Here is an 18010-nt window from a genome sequence, read left to right on the forward strand (position 1 = left end):
GCGGGCGCCCCCGCCCCCCCCGGGGGGGGGGGCGGGGGCGGCGCGGGGGGGGGCGGGGGCCCCGCCCCCCCGCGGCAGGGGGATCGTCACGCCGCCCACCAGACGGTGGTGTCGGCGGGCAGCTCCACCGTCCCCTCCCCGGCGGAGCCGCCCACCTCCCCGCTGGAGAGGAGATACCGGCCGGGCAGCGGGACGGTGATGGCCCGGCCGGTGGTGTTGGCGGTGCAGACGAATCCGTCGCGGCGGAAGGAGAGCACACCCTCGGGTGCCTCCAGCCACTCGACGGAGTCGCCCGCACCGAGTTCGGGGCGCTCGCGCCGGACGGCGAGCGCGCTGCGGTACAGCTCCAGGGTGGAGCCGGGGTCGCCGGTCTGCGCCTCGACGCTCAGGGCGCTCCAGGTCGCGGGCTGCGGCAGCCAGGAGCCGCCGTCGCCGAAGCCGTACGAGGAGCCCTCGACGGTCCACGGGATCGGCACCCGGCAGCCGTCGCGGAAGCCGTCCTGGCCGCTGGCCCGCCAGAACGACGGGTCCTGCCGGACCTCGTCGGGCAGGTCGGTGACGTCCGGCAGGCCGAGCTCCTCGCCCTGGTAGACGTAGGCGGAGCCGGGCAGGGCCAGCATGAGCAGGGTCGCGGCGCGGGCGCGGCGCAGGCCGAGCTCGCGGTCGCCGGCCTCCCGGAGCTGGGTGCCGAGGCCCGCCGGGTTGGCGAAGCGGGTGGCGTGCCGGGTGACGTCGTGGTTGGACAGCACCCAGGTGGTGGGGGCGCCGACCGGGCGCATCGCGTCGAGCGACGCGTCGATGACGGCGCGGAGCTCGGCGGCGTCCCAGTGGGTGCCCAGGTACTGGAAGTTGAAGGCCTGGTGCATCTCGTCGGGGCGCACGTAGTTCGCGGTGCGGGCGACGGTCGGGGTCCAGGCCTCGGCGACGAGGATGCGCTCCCCGTCGTACTCGGCGAGGATCTGCCGCCAGGAGCGGTAGATCTGGTGGACGCCGTCCTGGTCGAAGAAGGGCATGACGTCGTTGCCGAGCAGCTTCAGCTGGTCGTGGGCGCCGATGTCGGGCAGACCGGCGGCCTTGACCAGGCCGTGCGCGACGTCGACGCGGAAGCCGTCGACGCCCATGTCGAGCCAGAACCGCAGGATGGAGCGGAACTCGTCGCGGACGGCGGGGTGCTCCCAGTTGAAGTCGGGCTGCTCCGGGGCGAAGAGGTGGAGGTACCAGTCGCCGGGGGTGCCGTCCGGGTTCTCCGTACGGGTCCAGGCGGGGCCGCCGAAGATGGACTCCCAGTCGTTGGGCGGGAGTTCGCCGTTCTTCCCCTTGCCGGGGCGGAAGTGGTAGCGCTCGCGGAGCACCGAGCCGGGGCCCTCGCGCAGGGCGCGCTGGAACCACTCGTGCTGGTCGGAGGAGTGGTTGGGGACCAGGTCGACGATGATGCGCAGGCCCAGTTCGTGGGCCTCGCGGATCAGCGAGTCGGCGTCGAGGAGCGAGCCGAACATGGGGTCGATGGCCCGGTAGTCGGCGACGTCGTAGCCGGCGTCGGCCTGCGGCGAGGCGTAGAACGGGGAGAGCCAGACGGCGTCGACGCCGAGCTCCTTGAGGTACGGCAGCCGGCTGCGGACGCCCTCCAGGTCACCCATGCCGTCGCCGTTGCCGTCGGCGAAGCTGCGCGGGTAGACCTGGTAGATCACGGCGTCTCTCCACCAGCCCGTGTGCGTGCCGGTGGTGGGGGCGTCGGCCGGGGTGGCGAGATGCTGGGTCATGTCTTCCCTGGGAGGTAAGGAGGGGCGTACAGAGATGCGTACGGGCGGGGCGCTCAGGGCCGTCAGCCCTTGACGGCGCCGGCGGACATGCCGGTGACCAGGTGCCGCTGGGCGAAGAGGAACACCAGGGCCGCGGGGACGGCGATGAGCACGGAGGCCGCGGACATCGGGCCCCACTGGGCGCCGTACTGGTTGACGAACTTCTGGAGTCCGCCGGCGAGCGTGAGGTTCTCGTCGCCGACCATGAAGGCGGAGGCGTAGGCGACCTCGCCCCAGGCGGTGATGAAGGAGTAGAAGGCGGTGACCGCGATGCCCGGCTTGGCGAGCGGCAGGATGAGCCGCCAGAAGGTGCCGAACGGGTTGAGGCCGTCGACGTAGCCGGACTCGTCGATCTCGCGCGGGATGGTGTCGAAGAAGCCCTTCATCATCCACGCGCAGAACGGGACGGCGATGGTCAGGTACGTGATGACCAGGCCGACCGGCTGGTTGAGCAGGCCCATCGTCGCCATGATGTTGTAGATCGGCACGATCAGGACGGCCACCGGGAACATCTGGGTGACGAGCAGCGTCCACATCAGGCCGCGCTTGCCGGGGAACCGGAAGCGGCTGACGGCGTAGCCCGTGGTGGCGGAGACGAAGACGCCCAGGACGGTGGTGAGTCCGGCGACGAGCAGCGAGTTGCCGAACCAGGTGAGGAACGGGGTGTCGTTCAGCAGGTTCGTGTAGTTCTCGAACGTCGTCTCTTTGAAGAAGTCCGTGGTGGTCGCGAACTTCGCCGGCTTCAGCGAGGTCAGCAGGACCCACAGCACCGGGAAGACGGCGATCACGGAGGCCACGATCAGCGTGAGGTGCAGGCCGACCGAGGCGAGCGGGGAGCGGCGGCCCCGGATCGGGGCGTTCAGGGTCTGGGGGGCGGGGGTCGTGGTGGTCACCAGACTTCTCCCTGCTTGCGGAGGACGCGCTGGTAGAACGCGGCGAAGATCATCAGGAGGACCAGGATGAGCACGCCCCACGTGGACGACTGGGCGAAGTCGCGCGGGCTGACCTCGAAGGAGAACTTGTAGGCCTGGGTGACGAGGATCTGGGTGGCCTCGCCGGGCCCGCCCCGGGTGAGCAGGAAGATCACCGGGAACATGTTGAAGGTCCAGATGGTGCTCAGCAGGATCACGGTGGTGCTGACGGACCGGAGCCCCGGCATGGTGATGTGCCGGAAGCGCTGCCAGGCGCTCGCGCCGTCCATCTCGGCGGCCTCGTACAGCTCGCCGGGGATGGACTGGAGTCCGCCGAGGAGGGCGACCATCATGAACGGGACGCCGAGCCAGACGTTGGTCGCGACGACCGAGAGCTTGGCCCAGGCCGGGTCGTTGAGCCACGGGACGGCGTCGATGCCGCCGCCCGCGAGGATCTTGTTGAGCAGCCCGTTGTCCTGGTTGTAGAGGAAGCGCCAGGCGAAGACGGAGACGAACCCGGGCACGGCCCAGGGCAGGATGAGCATGAGCCGGTAGGCGGAGCGGCCGGCGATCCTGCGGTTCAGGATGTTGGCGAGGCCGAGGCCGAGGGCGAAGGTCAGCGCCACGCACGACACGGTCCAGACGATCGTCCAGCCGAGCGTCCCGAGGAACTGGCCCCCGGTGATCGCGTCGGTGTAGTTGTCCAGACCGACGAACTCGTAGCTGGCCGGGATCTGGTTGACACCGATCGACCGCGCGACGTTCCGCTCGTTGGCGTCGGTCAGCGACAGGTAGATGCCGCGGACCAGCGGGTAGCCGATGATCACGGCGATCACGATCGTCACCGGGGCGACCATCGCCCAGGCGTACCAGTGGGTGGAGAGGGAGCGCTTCGCCGCGCCCCGGTGACTGCCAGTTCCGCGGCTCCGGCCGCGGGCGACGTCGTCGCCCGCGGCCTTCGCCACCGACTGGCCGGTGGTGTCCACGGCCATCAGCCGGCCTGCCTTCCTGTTACTTCCAGTCCTTCAGGAGCTTGCGGTAGCCGTCGCCCACCGTCTTGGCTCCCGTCTCCGGGGTGGTCTGGCCGGTGAGGACCTTGGTGTACTCGGTGACGAGCGGCGCGAAGAGGCTGCCGGTCTCCGGGATCCAGGGGCGCTCGACGGCCTTCTCGACGACCGGCTTGAAGAAGGCGATCTGCTCGTTGGTCGCGACGTCCGGCTTGATGTAGACCGACTCGCGGGTGGGGAGGAGGCTGAGCTCCTTCGAGACCTTCGCCTGGGTCTCGACCGAGGTCATGTACTCGGCGAAGGCGTAGGAGGCGTCGAGGTTCTTGGAGCCCGCGTAGACGGCGAGGTTGTGGCCGCCCTGCGGGGCGCCCTGGCCGGCCGAGCCGGCCGGGACCGGGGCGATGCCCAGGTTGGCCTTGTCGGCGAACTCCTTGCCGGCGTAGGTGTCGGCGACGGCCCAGGGGCCGTTGATCATCATGGCGACCTTGCCCTCCTTGAAGGCGGTCTGCATGTTGTTCCAGCCGTCGGTCGCGTCCGTCTTGGCGGCGCCGGAGTCCACCAGGTCCTTGACGACCTTGAAGGCCTTCACGCCGGCCGGGTTGTCGACGGTGATCTTCTTGTTCTCGGCGTCGACCAGGTCGCCGCCCTCGCCGTACAGGAAGGAGAGGAACCAGTAGGCGTCGTCGCCGCGCAGGTACAGGCCGGTCTTGCCGGTCTTCTGCTTGATCTTGGCGGAGACGGCCTTGAGCTCGTCGATGGTCTTGGGGACCTGGACGCCGGCATCCTTGAAGATCTTCTTGTTGTAGAAGATGCCCATGGAGTCGATGACCTGCGGGACGGCGTAGGTCTTGCCGTTGTACTTGGTGGAGGCGGCCGCCTGCTTGAGGAAGTCGTCCTGGTTCTTGAGGGCCGGGGTGCCGTCCAGCGGGGCGAGGTAGCCGAGGTCGGCGAACTCGGGGGTCCAGGCGACCTCGGAGCGGATGACGTCGGGCGCGCCGGAGCCGGACTGCGCGGCGTTCTTGAACTTGTTCTGCGCCTCGCCGAAGGGCACGTTCACGTACTTGACGGTGACCTTGGGGTGCGCCTTGGTGAAGTCCTCGGCGATCTTCTTGAAGACCTTGTCCTCGGAGCCGACCGTGGAGGTGTCCCACCAGGTCACGGTGCCGGAGAGCTCGCCCGAGCCCTTGGAGCCGCCGTTGGAACCGCTGTCGCTGCCGCCGCACGCCGCCAGGGTCACGCCCAGGGCCGCGACCAGCGCGGTAGCCGCTATGCCACGCCGCATGTGAACTCCTTCGATGATCCCGGGGGTGACGAGGGGCTGGAACCTTCCTCATGCGACCGCTCCCTCGCGGCGCTCCGGGTTGCCAGGAACGTAACAGGGATGAAAACGCGCCGAAAGACCTTGCGAGAACTTTCTGCAAGGTCCGGCGATCGTTACATCCGCGTGTCCCGAAGGTTGCCGAAGGATCGCTTGACAGGGGCGATCGCCCCCCTTTCTCGCCCGAATGCCCACGCAAGACGACGGCAAGGACTGCAATTCCTTGCAGCGGGACGACGTCGGAGGCAACCTGGGGGTGGCGGTGGGCAACACGCCCCGTGACCGGTACAGTCCACTCTCATGACCGCGCGGCTCTCCGACATCGCAGCCCAGGCGGGGGTCAGTGAGGCCACAGTCAGCCGCGTGCTCAACGGCAAGGCGGGAGTGGCCGCCGCCACCCGCGAGTCCGTCCTTGCCGCGCTCGACGTGCTCGGCTACGAGCGGCCCGTGCGTCTGCGGCAGCGCAGCGCGGGGCTCGTCGGTCTCATCACCCCGGAGCTGGACAACCCGATCTTCCCCGCCCTCGCCCAGGTCATCGGACAGGCCCTGACCCGGCAGGGGTACACCCCGGTCCTCGCCACCCAGACCCCCGGCGGGTCCACCGAGGACGAGCTCACCGACATGCTGGTGGAGCGCGGCGTCGCCGGCATCATCTTCGTCTCCGGCCTGCACGCCGACACCACCGCCGACATGACGCGCTACGACCAGCTGCGCGGCAAGGGCGTCCCGTACGTCCTCCTCAACGGCTTCTCCCCGAAGGTCCAGGCGCCCTTCGTCTCCCCCGACGACCGGGCGGCGATGCGGCTGGCCGTGACGCACCTGGCCGCCCTCGGGCACACCCGGATCGGCCTCGCCGTCGGACCGAAGCGGTTCGTGCCGGTGCTGCGCAAGATAGAGGGCTTCCAGCAGGGCATGGCGGAGCGGTTCGGCCTCTCGCCCGAGGAGTCCGAGGAGCTGATCCAGCACTCCCTCTACACCCTGGAGGGCGGCCAGGCCGCGGCCGGGGCGCTGATCTCCCGCGGCTGCACGGCGGTCGTCTGCGCGAGCGACATGATGGCGCTCGGCGCGATCCGGGCGGCCCGGCAGCAGGGTCTCGAGGTCCCCCGGGACGTCTCGGTCGTCGGTTTCGACGACTCTCCGCTCATAGCGTTCACCGACCCGCCGCTCACCACGATCCGGCAGCCGGTGCAGGCGATGGGGCAGGCCGCGGTCCGCGCGCTCCTGGAGGAGGTGGGGGGCACCCCGGCTCCGCACTCCGAGTTCGTCTTCATGCCCGAGCTGGTGGTCCGCGGTTCGACCGCGTCGGCCCCCTCCCCCGCGCGCACTCCTTCCTGAGGGGGAGCGGGTGCAGCCCGGACCCGACCGAGGGATGATCGGTCGGGGGGCGGGATCTGGCAGACTCTCTCGCTATGGGTGAAACGACCGTGAAGAGCTTGGACAGCCGGACGACCCCGTCGTCACCCATCGTGGCCGACGAGGGAAGGTTCGCGCGGCTGCGCGCCCGCTCGCCCCGTCGTCCCACCATCTGGTTCGAGATCCTGCTCATCGCGGTGAGCTACTGGACGTACTCGCTCATCCGCAACGCGGTGCCGGAGCAGAAGGCCGAGGCGCTCAGGAACGCCGACTGGATCTGGAGGACCGAGGAGTCCCTCGGGCTCGCCTTCGAGCACGCCGTCAACCATGCCGTGAACTCGGTGACATGGCTGATCGTCTCGATGAACTACTACTACGCCACGCTGCACTTCGTCGTGACCATCGGTGTGCTGGTGTGGCTGTACCGATGGCATCCGGGCCGTTACGCGGCGTTCCGCACGGTCCTGTTCGCGACCACCGGTGTGGCCCTGGTCGGCTACTACCTGTACCCGCTCGCGCCGCCCCGGCTCATGAACGGCCAGAACTTCGTCGACACGGTGCTCGTCCACCACACCTGGGGCTCGATGGCCTCGGGGAACCTCAAGCACGTGTCGAACCAGTACGCGGCGATGCCCTCGATGCACATCGGCTGGTCGCTCTGGTGCGGGCTGACCATCTTCCTGCTCGCCCGGGCGCCCTGGGCGAGGATCCTCGGCCTGCTCTACCCGACGGCGACCCTCGTCGTCATCGTCGCCACCGCCAACCACTTCTGGATGGACGCGGTCGGCGGCGTGCTCTGCCTCTCCTTCGGCTTCGCCGTCTCCTACTTCTGGTACGGCTCCCGCCCCCACCGCCTGCCGAAGCTGGTGGAGCCGGCGGCCTCGACCCCGCAGCGGAGCGGCCCGCCCCCGGTGGCGGGGACGGACCGCGAGGACGACGCGGAGCCGGTCGCCTCCGGCAAGTGACCGGGCCGGACCGGGACCCCGTGCCGGGACCGGTCGGCTCCCGCACTGGACCCGGAACCGGTCGGCTCCCGCACGTGTCCTCACCCCGGTCGGCTCCTGTACGCGATCCGGGGCCGGTCGGCTCCTGTACACGATCCGGGGCCGATCAGTTCCTGTACGCGATCCAGGCCGGTCAGTTCCTGTACGTGATTCCGCCCCCGGCGACCGTCAGCCGGATCGGGGCCTCGGCGACCTCGTCCGCCGGCGCCTCCACCGGGTCCACGGCGAAGGCGGTGAGGTCGGCCCGGAAGCCCGGGGCGATCCGGCCCGCCACCGCCTCCTCCCCCGCCGCGACCGCCGCGTGCGTGGTCATCCCCTCCAGGGCCATCAGGCCGGTGAGCCCGCGCCCGGCGGAGGCCGCGCCGCGCGGGGCGCGGGCGGTGGCGAGGACCTGGCGGGCGTCGTGGTGGGCGATGGGCCAGTCGGAGCCGAGCGCGAGGTGCGCCCCGGCGTCCCGCAGGTCGCGGCAGCGCCAGGCGCGGGCGGCCCGCTCCTCGCCGAGCCGCTTGGACCATTCGTCGGTGTGGTCGGCGCGGGTGTACGCGGTGTGCGGGGGCTGCATCGAGGCGACGACGCCGAGGGCGGCGAAGCGCCCGAGCTGGTCGTCGGGGACGGTCTCGATGTGCTCGATCCGGTGGCGGGGTCCGCCCGCGCCGAGGCTCTCCACGGTGTCGAGGACGTGCCGGACGGCGGCGTCGCCGATGGCGTGGGTGGCGGTGCCGACCCCGGCCCGGTGGAGCCGGCGCACGGCGGCGGAGTAGGCGGCCGGGTCGGGCCAGAAGGCGTCGGTGCCCTGGCCGTGGCAGTCGGCGTGCTCCAGCCAGGCGGTGCCGCCCTCGACGGTGCCGTCCATGAAGAACTTCACGCCGCCGATCGCCCACAGGCGTCCGGCCCGCTCCTGGAGCCGTACGAATCCGTCGAGCTCCTCCGGGCCGGCGCCGGGCATGCACCAGGGGGCGAGGCGGAGGCGGACCGGCAGGTCGCCGTCCTCCTCGATGCCGGCGAGGAGCCCCGGGACGTCGTGGCCGCCGAGGTCCATGACGTGGGCGGCGGTGAGGCCGGTGGCGGCCATGGCGCCGAGCAGTTCGACGAGCCGGTCGCGGCGCTCGGCGTAGGGCTGGGCGGGCAGGACCGGGGTCATCAGGTCCATGGCGGCGTGCTCGACGAGGTGCCCGGTGGGGTGGCCGTCGGTGTCGCAGACGATCTCGGAGTGCTGGGCGAAGGCGCGGGGGCCTTCGATGCCGGCGGCCTTGAGGGCGGCCCCGCTGACGAGGACGGAGTGTCCGTCGTAGAGGCGCAGGTGGGCGGGGGCGCCGTCGAGGGCGTCCTCGACGAGGTCGCGGTGGATCGGCCGGCCGCCGAAGACGTTGTGGTCGAGGCTGTGGCCGAGGACCCAGCCGTCGCGGCGTTCGGCGCGGCGGAGGGCGGCGCGCAGTCCGTCGAGGTCGGTGACGGCCGAGAGGTCGGTGCCGGTGAACATCTCCAGGCCCCAGACGGGGTGGCTGTGGGCGTCGGTGAGGCCGGGGGTGAGGGTGGCGCCGGCGAGGTCGACCGTCTCGGTGCCGGGTCCGGCCCAGGTGCGGGCCTCGGCGTCGGTGCCGAGGGCGGTGATCAGTCCGTCGTGGACGGCGACAGCGGTGTGCCGGGAGAGGTCGGGGGTGCGGACGCGGGCGTTGACGAGGAGGAGGTCGGGTGCGGGCACTGGGGGTCGGCTCCTTCGGTGGGCGGCTCTGCGGCGAAGCGGGCGTAGACCTCGGGGCGGTTGCGGCGCAGCCGGTGCGCGAGGAGGAGCCCGAGGACGAGGACGGCGGGGACGACGGCGACGAGGACGGTGTTGACGGTGGTGGAGGCGCCGGTGAACAGGGCGACCTTGGAGGCGACCAGCCAGAGCGCGACGGCCAGCAGGACGGCGGCGGTGACCGGGGCGACGAGGGTGCGCAGGGCGCCCTCCCGGTGGGGGACGCGCCGGAAGTAGCGGATGACGGCGAGGGCGGCGAGCAGCATCAGCGCCATGAGGCCGAGCATGCCGGGGGTGTTCACCCAGAGCAGCAGCTGGGTGTACGGGTCGGCGCCGGCGGCGGCGAAGCCGAGCACGATGACGGCGCCGAGCACGGTCTGGGCGGCGCCGGCGAGGTACGGGGAGCGGTGGCGGGGGTGGACGCGGCCGAGCGCGGCGGGCAGGACGCCCTCCTCGGCGAGGGCGAGGCCGTAGCGGTTGATCGCGTTGTGGAAGGCGAGGAGCGAGGCGATGATGCTGGTCACGATGAAGAGGTGCATCAGGTCCGCCGCCCAGCCGCCGACGTAGGTGGTGATGGCGGTGAAGAAGAGTCCGCCGGTGTCGCCCGCGGCGGCCTCGACGACCTTGTCGTCGCCGAAGGCCTGGATGACGGTCCAGACGACGAAGGCGTAGAAGAGTCCGAGGAAGCCGACCGCGATGTAGGTGGCGCGGGGGATGGTGCGGGCCGGGTCGCGGGCCTCTCGGCGGTAGATGACGGTCGACTCGAAGCCGGTGAAGGCGGAGAAGGCGAAGGCGAGCACGGCGGCGGTGCCGGGGACGAACACGTTGCCGGGGGCGAAGGAGCCGAGCGAGATCCCGTGGGCGCCGCCCTTGAGGAGCACCCCGGCGGCGAGGAGGACGAGGATGCCGGTCTCGGCGACCAGGAGGACGCCCAGGACCTTGGCGCCGAAGTCGATGGAGCGGTAGCCGCCGTACCAGATGAGCAGCAGTCCGGCGAGGGCGATCGGCAGCCAGGGCAGGTCGACGCCCCACAGGGCGTGGGCGGTGTCGGCGGTGGCGGAGCCGAGGAGTCCGTAGACGCCGATCTCCATGCCGTTGTAGCCGACCATGGCGACGAGGGCGGCGGCGATGCCGAGGGGTTTGCCGAGGCCCTGGGCGATGTACGCGTAGAAGGCGCCGGCGCTGCGGACGTGGCGGCTCATCGTGGTGAAGCCGACGGCGAAGACGGCGAGGGTGAGGCCGGCGAGGAGGTATCCGGCCGGGGCGCCGATGCCGCCGAGGACGAGGGCGATGGGGGCGACGCCGGCCATGACGGTGAGCGGGGCGGCGGCGGAGACGACGAAGAAGGAGATGTCGGCGGTGGTGAGCGTGCCGGTGCGGAGCCCGGGTGGCTCGTCGGACGTGCTGGACGACATGGGTGGGGAGGCCCTTCCGCGACGGGAACAGGAAACCTAAAGCCTTTCGGTTGGCGCAATGTAGCCTCGTCCCCAACGATTCGGGAAGACCTGAACTGGGGGAAGACCTTCATGGGCCGGCCGCGCACACCCCTCCTCGACCGGGAGCGCATCACCACCACCGCGCTCGAACTCGTCGACGAGCAGGGCGAGTTCAGCGTCCCTCAGATCGCCCGCCGGCTCGGGGCGCAGACGGCCTCGGTGTACCACCATGTGGACGGCCGGGACGGCATCGTGGAGCTGCTGCGCGAGCGGGTCTGCGACGCCATCGACGACGGCGCCTTCGAGCTGACGCCCTGGGACGCGGCCATGGCCGCCTGGGCCCGCTCCTACCGCGCCGCCTTCGCCGCCCATCCGCGCACGATCCCACTGCTCACCGCCTCGCCGGTGCGGGCGCCCAAGGTGCTCCAGCAGTACGAGAAGGCGGTCGCCCGCCTCCTGGACGAGGGCTTCCCGCTGGCGGACGTGATGCCGGTGATCATCGGCCTGGAGAACCTGGTGCTCGGCTCGGCCCTCGACATGGCCGCGCCCGAGATGATGTGGGAGCTGGCCGACGAGACGGCCACTCCCCAGCTGGCCCGCGCCCTCGGCGCGGTCTCCGAGAGCCGCGCCGACCGGGCCTTCGAGATGGCCCTCGCCGGCTATCTGACCCACGTCCGGGCGCTGCTCGACACGGATCGGCCGTAGGGGCCGACCGGCCGCGGGAACCGATCAGCTGTAGGACTGGAGCTCGATCAGCCGCCCCTCGGGGTCGCGGAGGTGGGCGGTGCGCAGGCCGGGGCCCCACTCGGGGCGGTCGGTCGCGCCGAGCACGGGGGTGCCGCCGGAGGCCAGGCAGAGGGCGAGGGCCCCGTGGACGTCGTCCACCCGCAGCACGAGCATCGCGGCGTCCTGGGCCGGCTCCGGGCGGGCCGGCAGGTCCCCGGTGCCGAGGACGGAGGCCATCGCGGCGCGGTCGAACAGCACCAGGACGCCCCGGCCGTCCGCCTCCCAGTTGGCGTACGGCCCGTCCGGCCCGCCCTTGTCGAGGTCCGCGCCGGCCAGCGGCGGCAGGACGGCCGCGTAGAAGCGGAAGCAGTCGGCGAAGCGGGTGACGAGCAGGCGGGGGTACGGGGCGTGCACGGCGGGCTCCTCGAAAAATAGTAGGTCCGCACCCACTATAGGAGCGGACCTTAGAATTCGGTCATGCCTTCCGCGCGATCCACCCCGCCCGCCCTGCTCGGCCTCAGCACCTATCTGCTCTCCAGGATCGGCAAGACCGCCCGGGGCAGACTCACCGACCGGCTGGCCGAACGCGGCCTGCGCCTCTGGGACATGGCGGTCCTCGCCGCCCTCTCCGACTTCGGCCCGCACGCCCAGCGCGACCTCGTCGTCCGCCTCGGCGTCGACCCCAGCGACATGGCCAAGGTGGTCGAGCAGCTGGCCACCGGCGGATACGTCGAGCGGGCGCGCGACCCCGAGGACCGCAGACGGGTCTCCGTCGCCCTCGCCCCGGCCGGCCGAGACCTCCTCAGGGAGCTCGACGCCGAGGCCCGCTCCGTCCAGGACGAACTGCTCGCCCCGCTGGACCCGGAGGAACGGGCCCTGCTCCAGGGCCTGTTGCTCCGGGTGCACGAGGGGCTCCAGGGCCCGCCCGACCATTCCCGTCGGGTCACCCCTCAGCTCCCGTAGAACAGCTCCTCGACGACCGCCCTGGCCCGGCGGGTGATCCGGCGGTAGTCGTCGACCATCTCGCCGACGTGGCCGGGCTCGTACCCCAGGTACCGCGCCACCGCGGCGAGTTCCCGCGGATCCGACGGGAACGTGTCGCCGGGACGGCCCCGGACCAGCATCACCGCGTTGCGCACGCGGGTGGCGAGGACCCAGGCCTCGTCGAGGGTCTGCGCCTCCTCCGTCGGGATCAGACCCGCCGCGTGGGCGGCGGCCAGCGCCTCGCGGGTACGGGTCGTCCGCAGGCCCGGTTCGGCCCAGCCGTGCCGCATCTGGAGCAGCTGGACCGTCCACTCGACGTCGCTGAGGCCGCCGCGCCCGAGCTTGGCGTGGAGCGTCGGGTCGGCGCCGCGCGGCAGCCGCTCGGACTCCATCCGGGCCTTGAGGCGGCGGATCTCGCGGACCGCCTCCTCGCCGAGACCCTCCGCCGGATAGCGCAGCGGGTCGACGAGCTCGATGAAGCGGTCCGCCAGCTCCAGGTCCCCCGCCATCGGCGCGGCGCGCAGCAGGGCCTGGCTCTCCCAGACGAGCGACCAGCGGCGGTAGTAGGCCTCGTACGACTTCAGGGTGCGCACCAGGGGGCCGCTCTTGCCCTCCGGGCGCAGATCCGCGTCGATCAGCAACGGCGGGTCGGCCGTGGGCAGTTGGAGCAGCCGTCGCATCTCCGCGACCACCCGGTTCGCGGCCCGGGCCGCCTCCTGCTCGTCGACGCCCTCGCGCGGCTCGTGCACGAACAGCACGTCGGCGTCGGAGCCGTACCCGAGCTCGTGGCCGCCGAAGCGGCCCATGCCGATCACCGCGAACCGGGTCGGCAGCCGCTCGCCCCACTCGGCGCGCACGGCGGCCCGCAGGGCGCCCGCGATCGTCGCCGCGTTGAGGTCGGTGACGGCCTCCCCCACCCGGTCGACGAGCGCGCCCGGGTCGGGCTCGCGGGGGCTGTCCTCGGTGCCGTACGAGCCGATGAGATCGGCCGCGGCGGTACGGAACAGCTCCCTGCGGCGCACCCCGCGGGCCGCCGCGACCGCCTGTTCGGCGCCGTCCGCGCGGCCCACCGCCGCCAGGACCTCCTGCTCCAGGTGATCCCGGCCGCGCGGCTTCAGGCCCCCCGGGTCGCCGAGGATCGCGACGGCCTCGGGGGCGCGGAGCAGCAGGTCGGGGGCGAGGCGCCCGGCGGACAGGACCCGGGCGAGGTTCTCGGCGGCGGCGCCCTCGTCGCGGAGCAGCCGCAGGTACCAGGGGGTCTTGCCGAGGGCGTCGGAGACCTTGCGGAAGCCGAGGAGCCCGGCGTCCGGGTCGGCGGAGTCGGCGAACCAGCCGAGCAGCACCGGCAGCAGCGTCCGCTGGATCGCGGCCTTCCGGCTCACCCCGGAGGCCAGCGCCTCCAGATGGCGCAGGGCGGCGGCGGGGTCCGCGTACCCGAGCGCTTCGAGCCGCTGCCCGGCCGCCTTCGGGCTGAGCCGGATCTCACCGGGGGCGAGCTGTGCGACGGCGTCGAGGAGCGGCCGGTAGAAGAGCTTCTCGTGCAGCCGCCGCACGACGGCGGCGTGCCGCTTCCACTCCTTGTTGAGCTCGGCGACCGGATCGGTGCGCAGCCCGAGGGAGCGGCCGAGGCGGCGCAGGTCGGCCTCGTCCTCGGGGACGAGGTGGGTGCGGCGCAGCCGGTACAGCTGGATGCGGTGCTCCATGGCCCGCAGGAACCGGTACGCCTCGTCGAGCTGGGAGGCGTCGGCGCGCCCCACGTAGCCGCCGGCGGCCAGCGCCGCGAGCGCGTCGAGGGTGGTGCCGCTGTGCAGGGTGGCGTCGCTGCGGCCGTGCACCAGCTGGAGGAGCTGGACGGCGAACTCGACGTCCCTGAGGCCGCCGGGGCCGAGCTTGAGCTCGCGGTCGACCTGGGCGGCGGGGATGTTGTCGACGACGCGGCGGCGCATCTTCTGCACGTCCGGGACGAAGTTCTCGCGCTCGGCCGCCTGCCAGACGAGCGGGGAGACGGCGTCGATGTACTGGGCGCCCAGCTCGGGGTCGCCCGCCACCGCGCGCGCCTTGAGCAGCGCCTGGAACTCCCAGGTCTTCGCCCACCGCTGGTAGTAGGCGAGGTGGGAGGAGAGGGTGCGCACGAGGGGGCCGTTGCGGCCCTCGGGGCGCAGATTGGCGTCGACCGGCCAGATGGTGCCCTCGACGGTGGTCTCCGAGCAGATCCGCATCATATGGGAGGCGAGCCGGGTCGCGGCCTGGATCGCCTTGGCCTCGTCGGCGCCCTCCGCGGGTTCCCCGACGAAGATCACGTCCACGTCGGAGACGTAGTTCAGCTCGTGCCCGCCGCACTTGCCCATCGCGATCACCGCGAGCCGGCACATGGCGGCGTCGGCGGGCGCGGCCGTACGGGCGATGGCGAGCGCGGCGCGCAGGGTCGCCGTCGCCAGGTCCGCGAGCTCGGCGGCGGTCTGGGCGAGGTCCGCGGTGCCGCACACGTCACGGGCCGCTATGGCGAGGAGGCAGCGGCGGTAGGCGACCCGCAGCGACACCGGGTCGACGGCCTCGGAGAGCCCCCGCTCGAACTCGGCGACCCCGGGGTGCAGGTCGACCGCCTCGTACGTGACGAGGGACTCCCAGTCGCGCGGATGCCGGGCCAGGTGGTCGGCGAGCGCCTCCGAGGCGCCGAGCACCCCGAGGAGCCGGTCCCGGAACGGCTTGGCGGAGAGCAGCGTGGTGGTGAGGGTCTGCCGCTCCGTCTCGGCCTGCGCCTCGACGAGGCGGACCAGACCGCGCAGGGCGAGGTCGGGGTCGGCGGTGGCGCCGAGGGCGTCGAGGAGGACGGGGTCGCCGCGCAGCGCGGACAGCTCGGGCACGTCGAGGAGCCGTTCGGCCCCCGAGGGATCGGTGAACCCGTGCCGCAGCAGACGTGAGAACGTGCTGCTCCTGCGTCCCGGCACCGTCATTCCGCCGCTCCCTCCGAGCAGGTCCGATCCCAGGGGCGAACCCGGGGGAACGAGCCTATCCGCAGCGCGGGGCGCGGGCGTCCGGGGCCACGGGTCGCGGTGGGCCGCGGCGGGACCGCGGTGGATCACACGTGATGTCCCGCACATCAGTGGCTTTTCGGGCCCGATGAACCGTATTCCTTGAAAGTTCGTCTTGCCCTCCGCGGGACCGCCCCGCCCGTCCGACCTCATGGGAAAGCACGCCACCGAGCCATGCCCGTCCGCCGCCGCCTCCGCCCCCTCCCCCTCCCGTCCCGCCGCAGGACCGCCGCGACGGCGGTGACGGCCGCCCTGGTGGGCGGCGCCTTCGCCGGGCTCCTCACGGTGACGGGGGCTCCGCAGGCGGCGGAGGACCCGTCGCACGGGCCCGCGAAGGTCCTGCCGGCGGAGGCGCGGGGGAAGGCCGGGAAGCCGGGCAGCGACAAGCCCGGGTCCGGGCCCGTGAAGCCGCCCGCCCGGGGCACCGGTTCCCCCGTCTCCGTGATGCAGGTCGTGGCCCATCCGGACGACGACCTGTTCTTCATGAACCCGGACGTCTCCCAGTCCCTCCACTCCGGCAGCCCCCTCGCCGCCGTCTACCTCACCGCCGGCGAGTCCGACGGGGTCAACGCCCGCCCCCGCGACGCCCGGGCCGCCGCGCCCGACAAGGCCGGCTACGCCGAGGCCCGGCAGAACGGCATACGCGCCGCCTACGCCGAGATGGCGACGGGCAGCCGGACCAGCCCCTGGGACCGGACCGCGATACCCACGGCCGGCGGCGGGTGGGCCGAACTGGACACCCTGCGCGCCCGGCCGCAGATCAGACTGGTGTGGCTGCAGATACGCGAGGCCGGAGCCATCAACGGCGACCGGCCGCACAGCCTCCACGGCCTCTGGGACGGCCGGATCACCTCCCTCGAATCCCAGCGCTCCGCCGGCACCCCCGTCACCGCCGACTTCGCCTACACCAAGGAGCAGGTCGTGGCCACGGTGACCGGGCTCCTGGAGCGGTTCCGGCCGACCTTCGTCCGGATGCAGGACCCGAGCCCCGGCACGTACCCGAAGAGCGGGAAGTTCCGGGACCACCAGGACCACCTGTACGGGGCGCGGTTCGTGCAGGCCGCGCTCGCCCGGTACGCCGAACTGCCCGGCCACCCCCACGTCGGCGTGCAGAACTACCTCGGCTACCCGACCAGTGCCCTGCCGCACACCCTCGACCCCGAGACCGCCGACGCGAAGCTGCGGACCCTGAAGACGTACGCCTGGCTGGACGGGGTCCACGACTGCGGGCCCGACGTCGGCTGCGGCGACCTCAAGGTGGCCGCGCGACCCGCCGGACGGGGCTGGACCCAGACCGTCCGGTACGCCCGGGGCACCTCCACCTCCTGGGTCCAGCGCGACCCGGCCGGCGGACTGCACGCCTTCTCCGTCCTCGACGGGCGCCTCGCCGCCTGGCGGAAGCCCGCGGACGCCGTGGTCTGGCAGGGTCCGGAACTGCTGCCCGGCACCGGCCTCGACAGCGGAATCACCTCCGTGACCCTGCCCGGCGGCCGCATCGCCGTCTACGGCACCCGCACGACCCTCGGCGGCGACGCGGCCGCCTACCGGCGCGAGGTGGTCACCACCGTCCAGACCGCGCCGGGCGCCGGCTTCGGCCCCTGGCGCTCCCTCGGCACGCCCGAACGGAACGACGCCGAGGGCACCTCGGACATCAGCGCGCCCGCCGTGACCGTGGCCCCCGACGGCCGGGCCACCCTCGTCCTGCGCGACAGCCACCACCGGCTGACGGCCCGTGAGCAGCGGCCCGACGGCGGCTGGGGCCCGTGGCGGTCCCTGGGCGGCACGGAGGTGTACGGCGACCCGGTGGCGGCGACGGACGCCGAGGGCCGGGGCCACGTCTTCGCCAGCACCCCGACCACCGTCCTCGCCTGGGCCGAGCAGGGCCCCGGCGGGCCGCTGGCCGGGCCCGCGGCGACCGGGCTGCCGCCGACGACCCTCGCGCTGAGCGCGAGCGCGGCGCCGGACGGCGACGGCGTACGCCTCTGGTTCCGCAAGCCGGCCTCCGGCGACCTGCGGAGCGCCGACTTCTCCGGTACGGGCCCGGTCTCGCCGGTCACCGAACTGGCCGGCACCGGCGTGGCGGGCTTCGGTCCGGTGAGCGGCGGCGACGGCCTGCTCGCGGTCCGCTCCCGCGCCGGTTTCCTGGCGACGGCCGCTCCGCACGGGCGGGGCGGGGTGCGTCCGGTGTGGACGCTGGAGAAGTTCCTCTTCTCCGGCGCGCCGGACGCGGGGACGGACGGGGTGGCGGCGATAGGCCTGGACGGCCGCCTCCACTGGACCCCGTCCCCCCACTGACCCCCGCACCCCGTTGTGGGCGCGCGCCCACCGGGGCGGCGCCCCCACCGTTGCGGGCAGTCGCCCGCGGGGCGGTGCCCACCCGCCCCGTTGCGGGCTGCGGCTTCCGGGCGGTGCCCCCGCCGTTGTGGGTGCACACCGCCGGTGCGGTGCCCCTGCCCACCCCGTTGTGGGCAGTCGTTCCGCCGGGGCGGAACGGGTGGGCACAACGGACCCGCGCCCTGCCGGCGCCCGAGGCTGTGGTGCCTGGACCCGCACTTCGTGCACAGCACACCGGTGGTGCGGGTTCAGGCGCGGGACGCGGAGGCGCCGCTGGAGGGCGCCGTCCCGTGTGCCCACCCGTCCCGCCCTGCGGGACGATTGCCCACACGGGCAGCGGGCAACGCCCAGCACGGGCGCGGCCCGCA

13 protein-coding genes are annotated in these 18010 nt (G+C 73.0%); 5 read left to right on the plus strand and 8 right to left on the minus strand.

All coding sequences use genetic code 11. From position 1 onward, the window contains the following. Positions 1–86 precede the first annotated feature (86 nt). From ACIGW4_RS32310 to ACIGW4_RS32325, 4 genes are all read right to left on the minus strand, one after another. A complete protein-coding gene (locus tag ACIGW4_RS32310) occupies positions 87–1760 on the minus strand; it encodes a glycoside hydrolase family 13 protein (RefSeq protein WP_399584670.1) in 1674 nt (557 codons plus the stop codon). 62 nt (positions 1761–1822) lie between these two features. Continuing rightward, positions 1823–2692: a sugar ABC transporter permease gene (locus tag ACIGW4_RS32315; RefSeq protein WP_398710861.1), complete on the minus strand. Its 870-nt coding sequence runs from the start codon at positions 2690–2692 to the stop codon at positions 1823–1825. Continuing rightward, positions 2689–3702 carry a carbohydrate ABC transporter permease gene (locus ACIGW4_RS32320; protein ID WP_123451634.1) on the minus strand — a complete coding sequence of 338 codons (1014 nt, stop codon included), beginning with the start codon at positions 3700–3702 and terminating at the stop codon, positions 2689–2691. Before ACIGW4_RS32320 ends, ACIGW4_RS32315 begins: the two co-directional genes overlap by 4 nt. 19 nt (positions 3703–3721) lie before the next feature. Further along, positions 3722–4999 (minus strand): extracellular solute-binding protein, encoded by a 1278-nt coding sequence (locus ACIGW4_RS32325; RefSeq protein ID WP_359590102.1) that lies wholly within the window; start codon positions 4997–4999, stop codon positions 3722–3724. A gap of 336 nt (positions 5000–5335) precedes the next feature. Between ACIGW4_RS32325 and ACIGW4_RS32330 the strand changes: the two genes are divergently transcribed. Both ACIGW4_RS32330 and ACIGW4_RS32335 read left to right on the plus strand, forming a co-directional pair. Continuing rightward, a complete protein-coding gene (locus tag ACIGW4_RS32330; protein ID WP_123451638.1) occupies positions 5336–6370 on the plus strand; it encodes a LacI family DNA-binding transcriptional regulator in 1035 nt (344 codons plus the stop codon). Positions 6371–6444: 74 nt separating this feature from the next. Beyond that, complete coding sequence (locus ACIGW4_RS32335) at positions 6445–7353, plus strand: phosphatase PAP2 family protein (RefSeq protein ID WP_359590099.1); 909 nt, start codon at positions 6445–6447, stop codon at positions 7351–7353. Positions 7354–7525: 172 nt separating this feature from the next. On the opposite strand, the gene ACIGW4_RS32340 is transcribed toward ACIGW4_RS32335, so the two are convergent. Further along, positions 7526–9094: an amidohydrolase gene (locus ACIGW4_RS32340; protein ID WP_399584675.1), complete on the minus strand. Its 1569-nt coding sequence runs from the start codon at positions 9092–9094 to the stop codon at positions 7526–7528. Beyond that, the gene (locus ACIGW4_RS32345) at positions 9004–10545 is read right to left on the minus strand and encodes an APC family permease (RefSeq protein WP_399584676.1); all 1542 of its coding nucleotides are present in this window, start codon (positions 10543–10545) and stop codon (positions 9004–9006) included. Before ACIGW4_RS32345 ends, ACIGW4_RS32340 begins: the two co-directional genes overlap by 91 nt. Before the next feature lie 111 nt (positions 10546–10656). On the opposite strand from ACIGW4_RS32345, the gene ACIGW4_RS32350 reads away from it, so the two are divergent. Further along, complete coding sequence (locus ACIGW4_RS32350) at positions 10657–11271, plus strand: TetR/AcrR family transcriptional regulator (protein WP_398710859.1); 615 nt, start codon at positions 10657–10659, stop codon at positions 11269–11271. Between the two features lie 24 nt (positions 11272–11295). Here ACIGW4_RS32350 and ACIGW4_RS32355 read toward each other — a convergent pair whose 3' ends face one another. Beyond that, positions 11296–11706 (minus strand): VOC family protein, encoded by a 411-nt coding sequence (locus ACIGW4_RS32355; protein ID WP_399584679.1) that lies wholly within the window; start codon positions 11704–11706, stop codon positions 11296–11298. 63 nt (positions 11707–11769) lie between these two features. On the opposite strand from ACIGW4_RS32355, the gene ACIGW4_RS32360 reads away from it, so the two are divergent. Further along, complete coding sequence (locus tag ACIGW4_RS32360) at positions 11770–12255, plus strand: MarR family winged helix-turn-helix transcriptional regulator (RefSeq protein ID WP_398710857.1); 486 nt, start codon at positions 11770–11772, stop codon at positions 12253–12255. Here the strand turns inward: ACIGW4_RS32360 and ACIGW4_RS32365 are convergent. Next, positions 12243–15230, minus strand: a complete 2988-nt coding sequence (locus ACIGW4_RS32365) for a bifunctional [glutamine synthetase] adenylyltransferase/[glutamine synthetase]-adenylyl-L-tyrosine phosphorylase (RefSeq protein WP_399584682.1) — start codon at positions 15228–15230, stop codon at positions 12243–12245. The two genes, ACIGW4_RS32360 and ACIGW4_RS32365, sit on opposite strands and share 13 nt — an antisense overlap. A 252-nt stretch (positions 15231–15482) precedes the next feature. Between ACIGW4_RS32365 and ACIGW4_RS32370 the strand changes: the two genes are divergently transcribed. Next, positions 15483–17603 (plus strand): PIG-L family deacetylase, encoded by a 2121-nt coding sequence (locus ACIGW4_RS32370; RefSeq protein ID WP_399584683.1) that lies wholly within the window; start codon positions 15483–15485, stop codon positions 17601–17603. Positions 17604–18010 lie beyond the last annotated feature (407 nt).

This window comes from Streptomyces sp. NPDC053513 (assembly GCF_044544765.1).
Classification (GTDB): domain Bacteria; phylum Actinomycetota; class Actinomycetes; order Streptomycetales; family Streptomycetaceae; genus Streptomyces; species Streptomyces litmocidini.

What these genes read in the sequence shown, in the direction of transcription:
- ACIGW4_RS32310 (WP_399584670.1), bottom strand. Translation starts at nt 1,760, where the DNA reads ATGACCCAGCATCTCGCCACCCCGGCCGACGCCCCCACCACCGGCACG.
- ACIGW4_RS32320 (WP_123451634.1), bottom strand. Translation starts at nt 3,702, where the DNA reads ATGGCCGTGGACACCACCGGCCAGTCGGTGGCGAAGGCCGCGGGCGAC.
- ACIGW4_RS32325 (WP_359590102.1), bottom strand. Translation starts at nt 4,999, where the DNA reads ATGCGGCGTGGCATAGCGGCTACCGCGCTGGTCGCGGCCCTGGGCGTG.
- ACIGW4_RS32330 (WP_123451638.1), top strand. Translation starts at nt 5,336, where the DNA reads ATGACCGCGCGGCTCTCCGACATCGCAGCCCAGGCGGGGGTCAGTGAG.
- ACIGW4_RS32335 (WP_359590099.1), top strand. Translation starts at nt 6,445, where the DNA reads ATGGGTGAAACGACCGTGAAGAGCTTGGACAGCCGGACGACCCCGTCG.
- ACIGW4_RS32345 (WP_399584676.1), bottom strand. Translation starts at nt 10,545, where the DNA reads ATGTCGTCCAGCACGTCCGACGAGCCACCCGGGCTCCGCACCGGCACG.
- ACIGW4_RS32350 (WP_398710859.1), top strand. Translation starts at nt 10,657, where the DNA reads ATGGGCCGGCCGCGCACACCCCTCCTCGACCGGGAGCGCATCACCACC.
- ACIGW4_RS32360 (WP_398710857.1), top strand. Translation starts at nt 11,770, where the DNA reads ATGCCTTCCGCGCGATCCACCCCGCCCGCCCTGCTCGGCCTCAGCACC.
- ACIGW4_RS32365 (WP_399584682.1), bottom strand. Translation starts at nt 15,230, where the DNA reads ATGACGGTGCCGGGACGCAGGAGCAGCACGTTCTCACGTCTGCTGCGG.
- ACIGW4_RS32370 (WP_399584683.1), top strand. Translation starts at nt 15,483, where the DNA reads ATGCCCGTCCGCCGCCGCCTCCGCCCCCTCCCCCTCCCGTCCCGCCGC.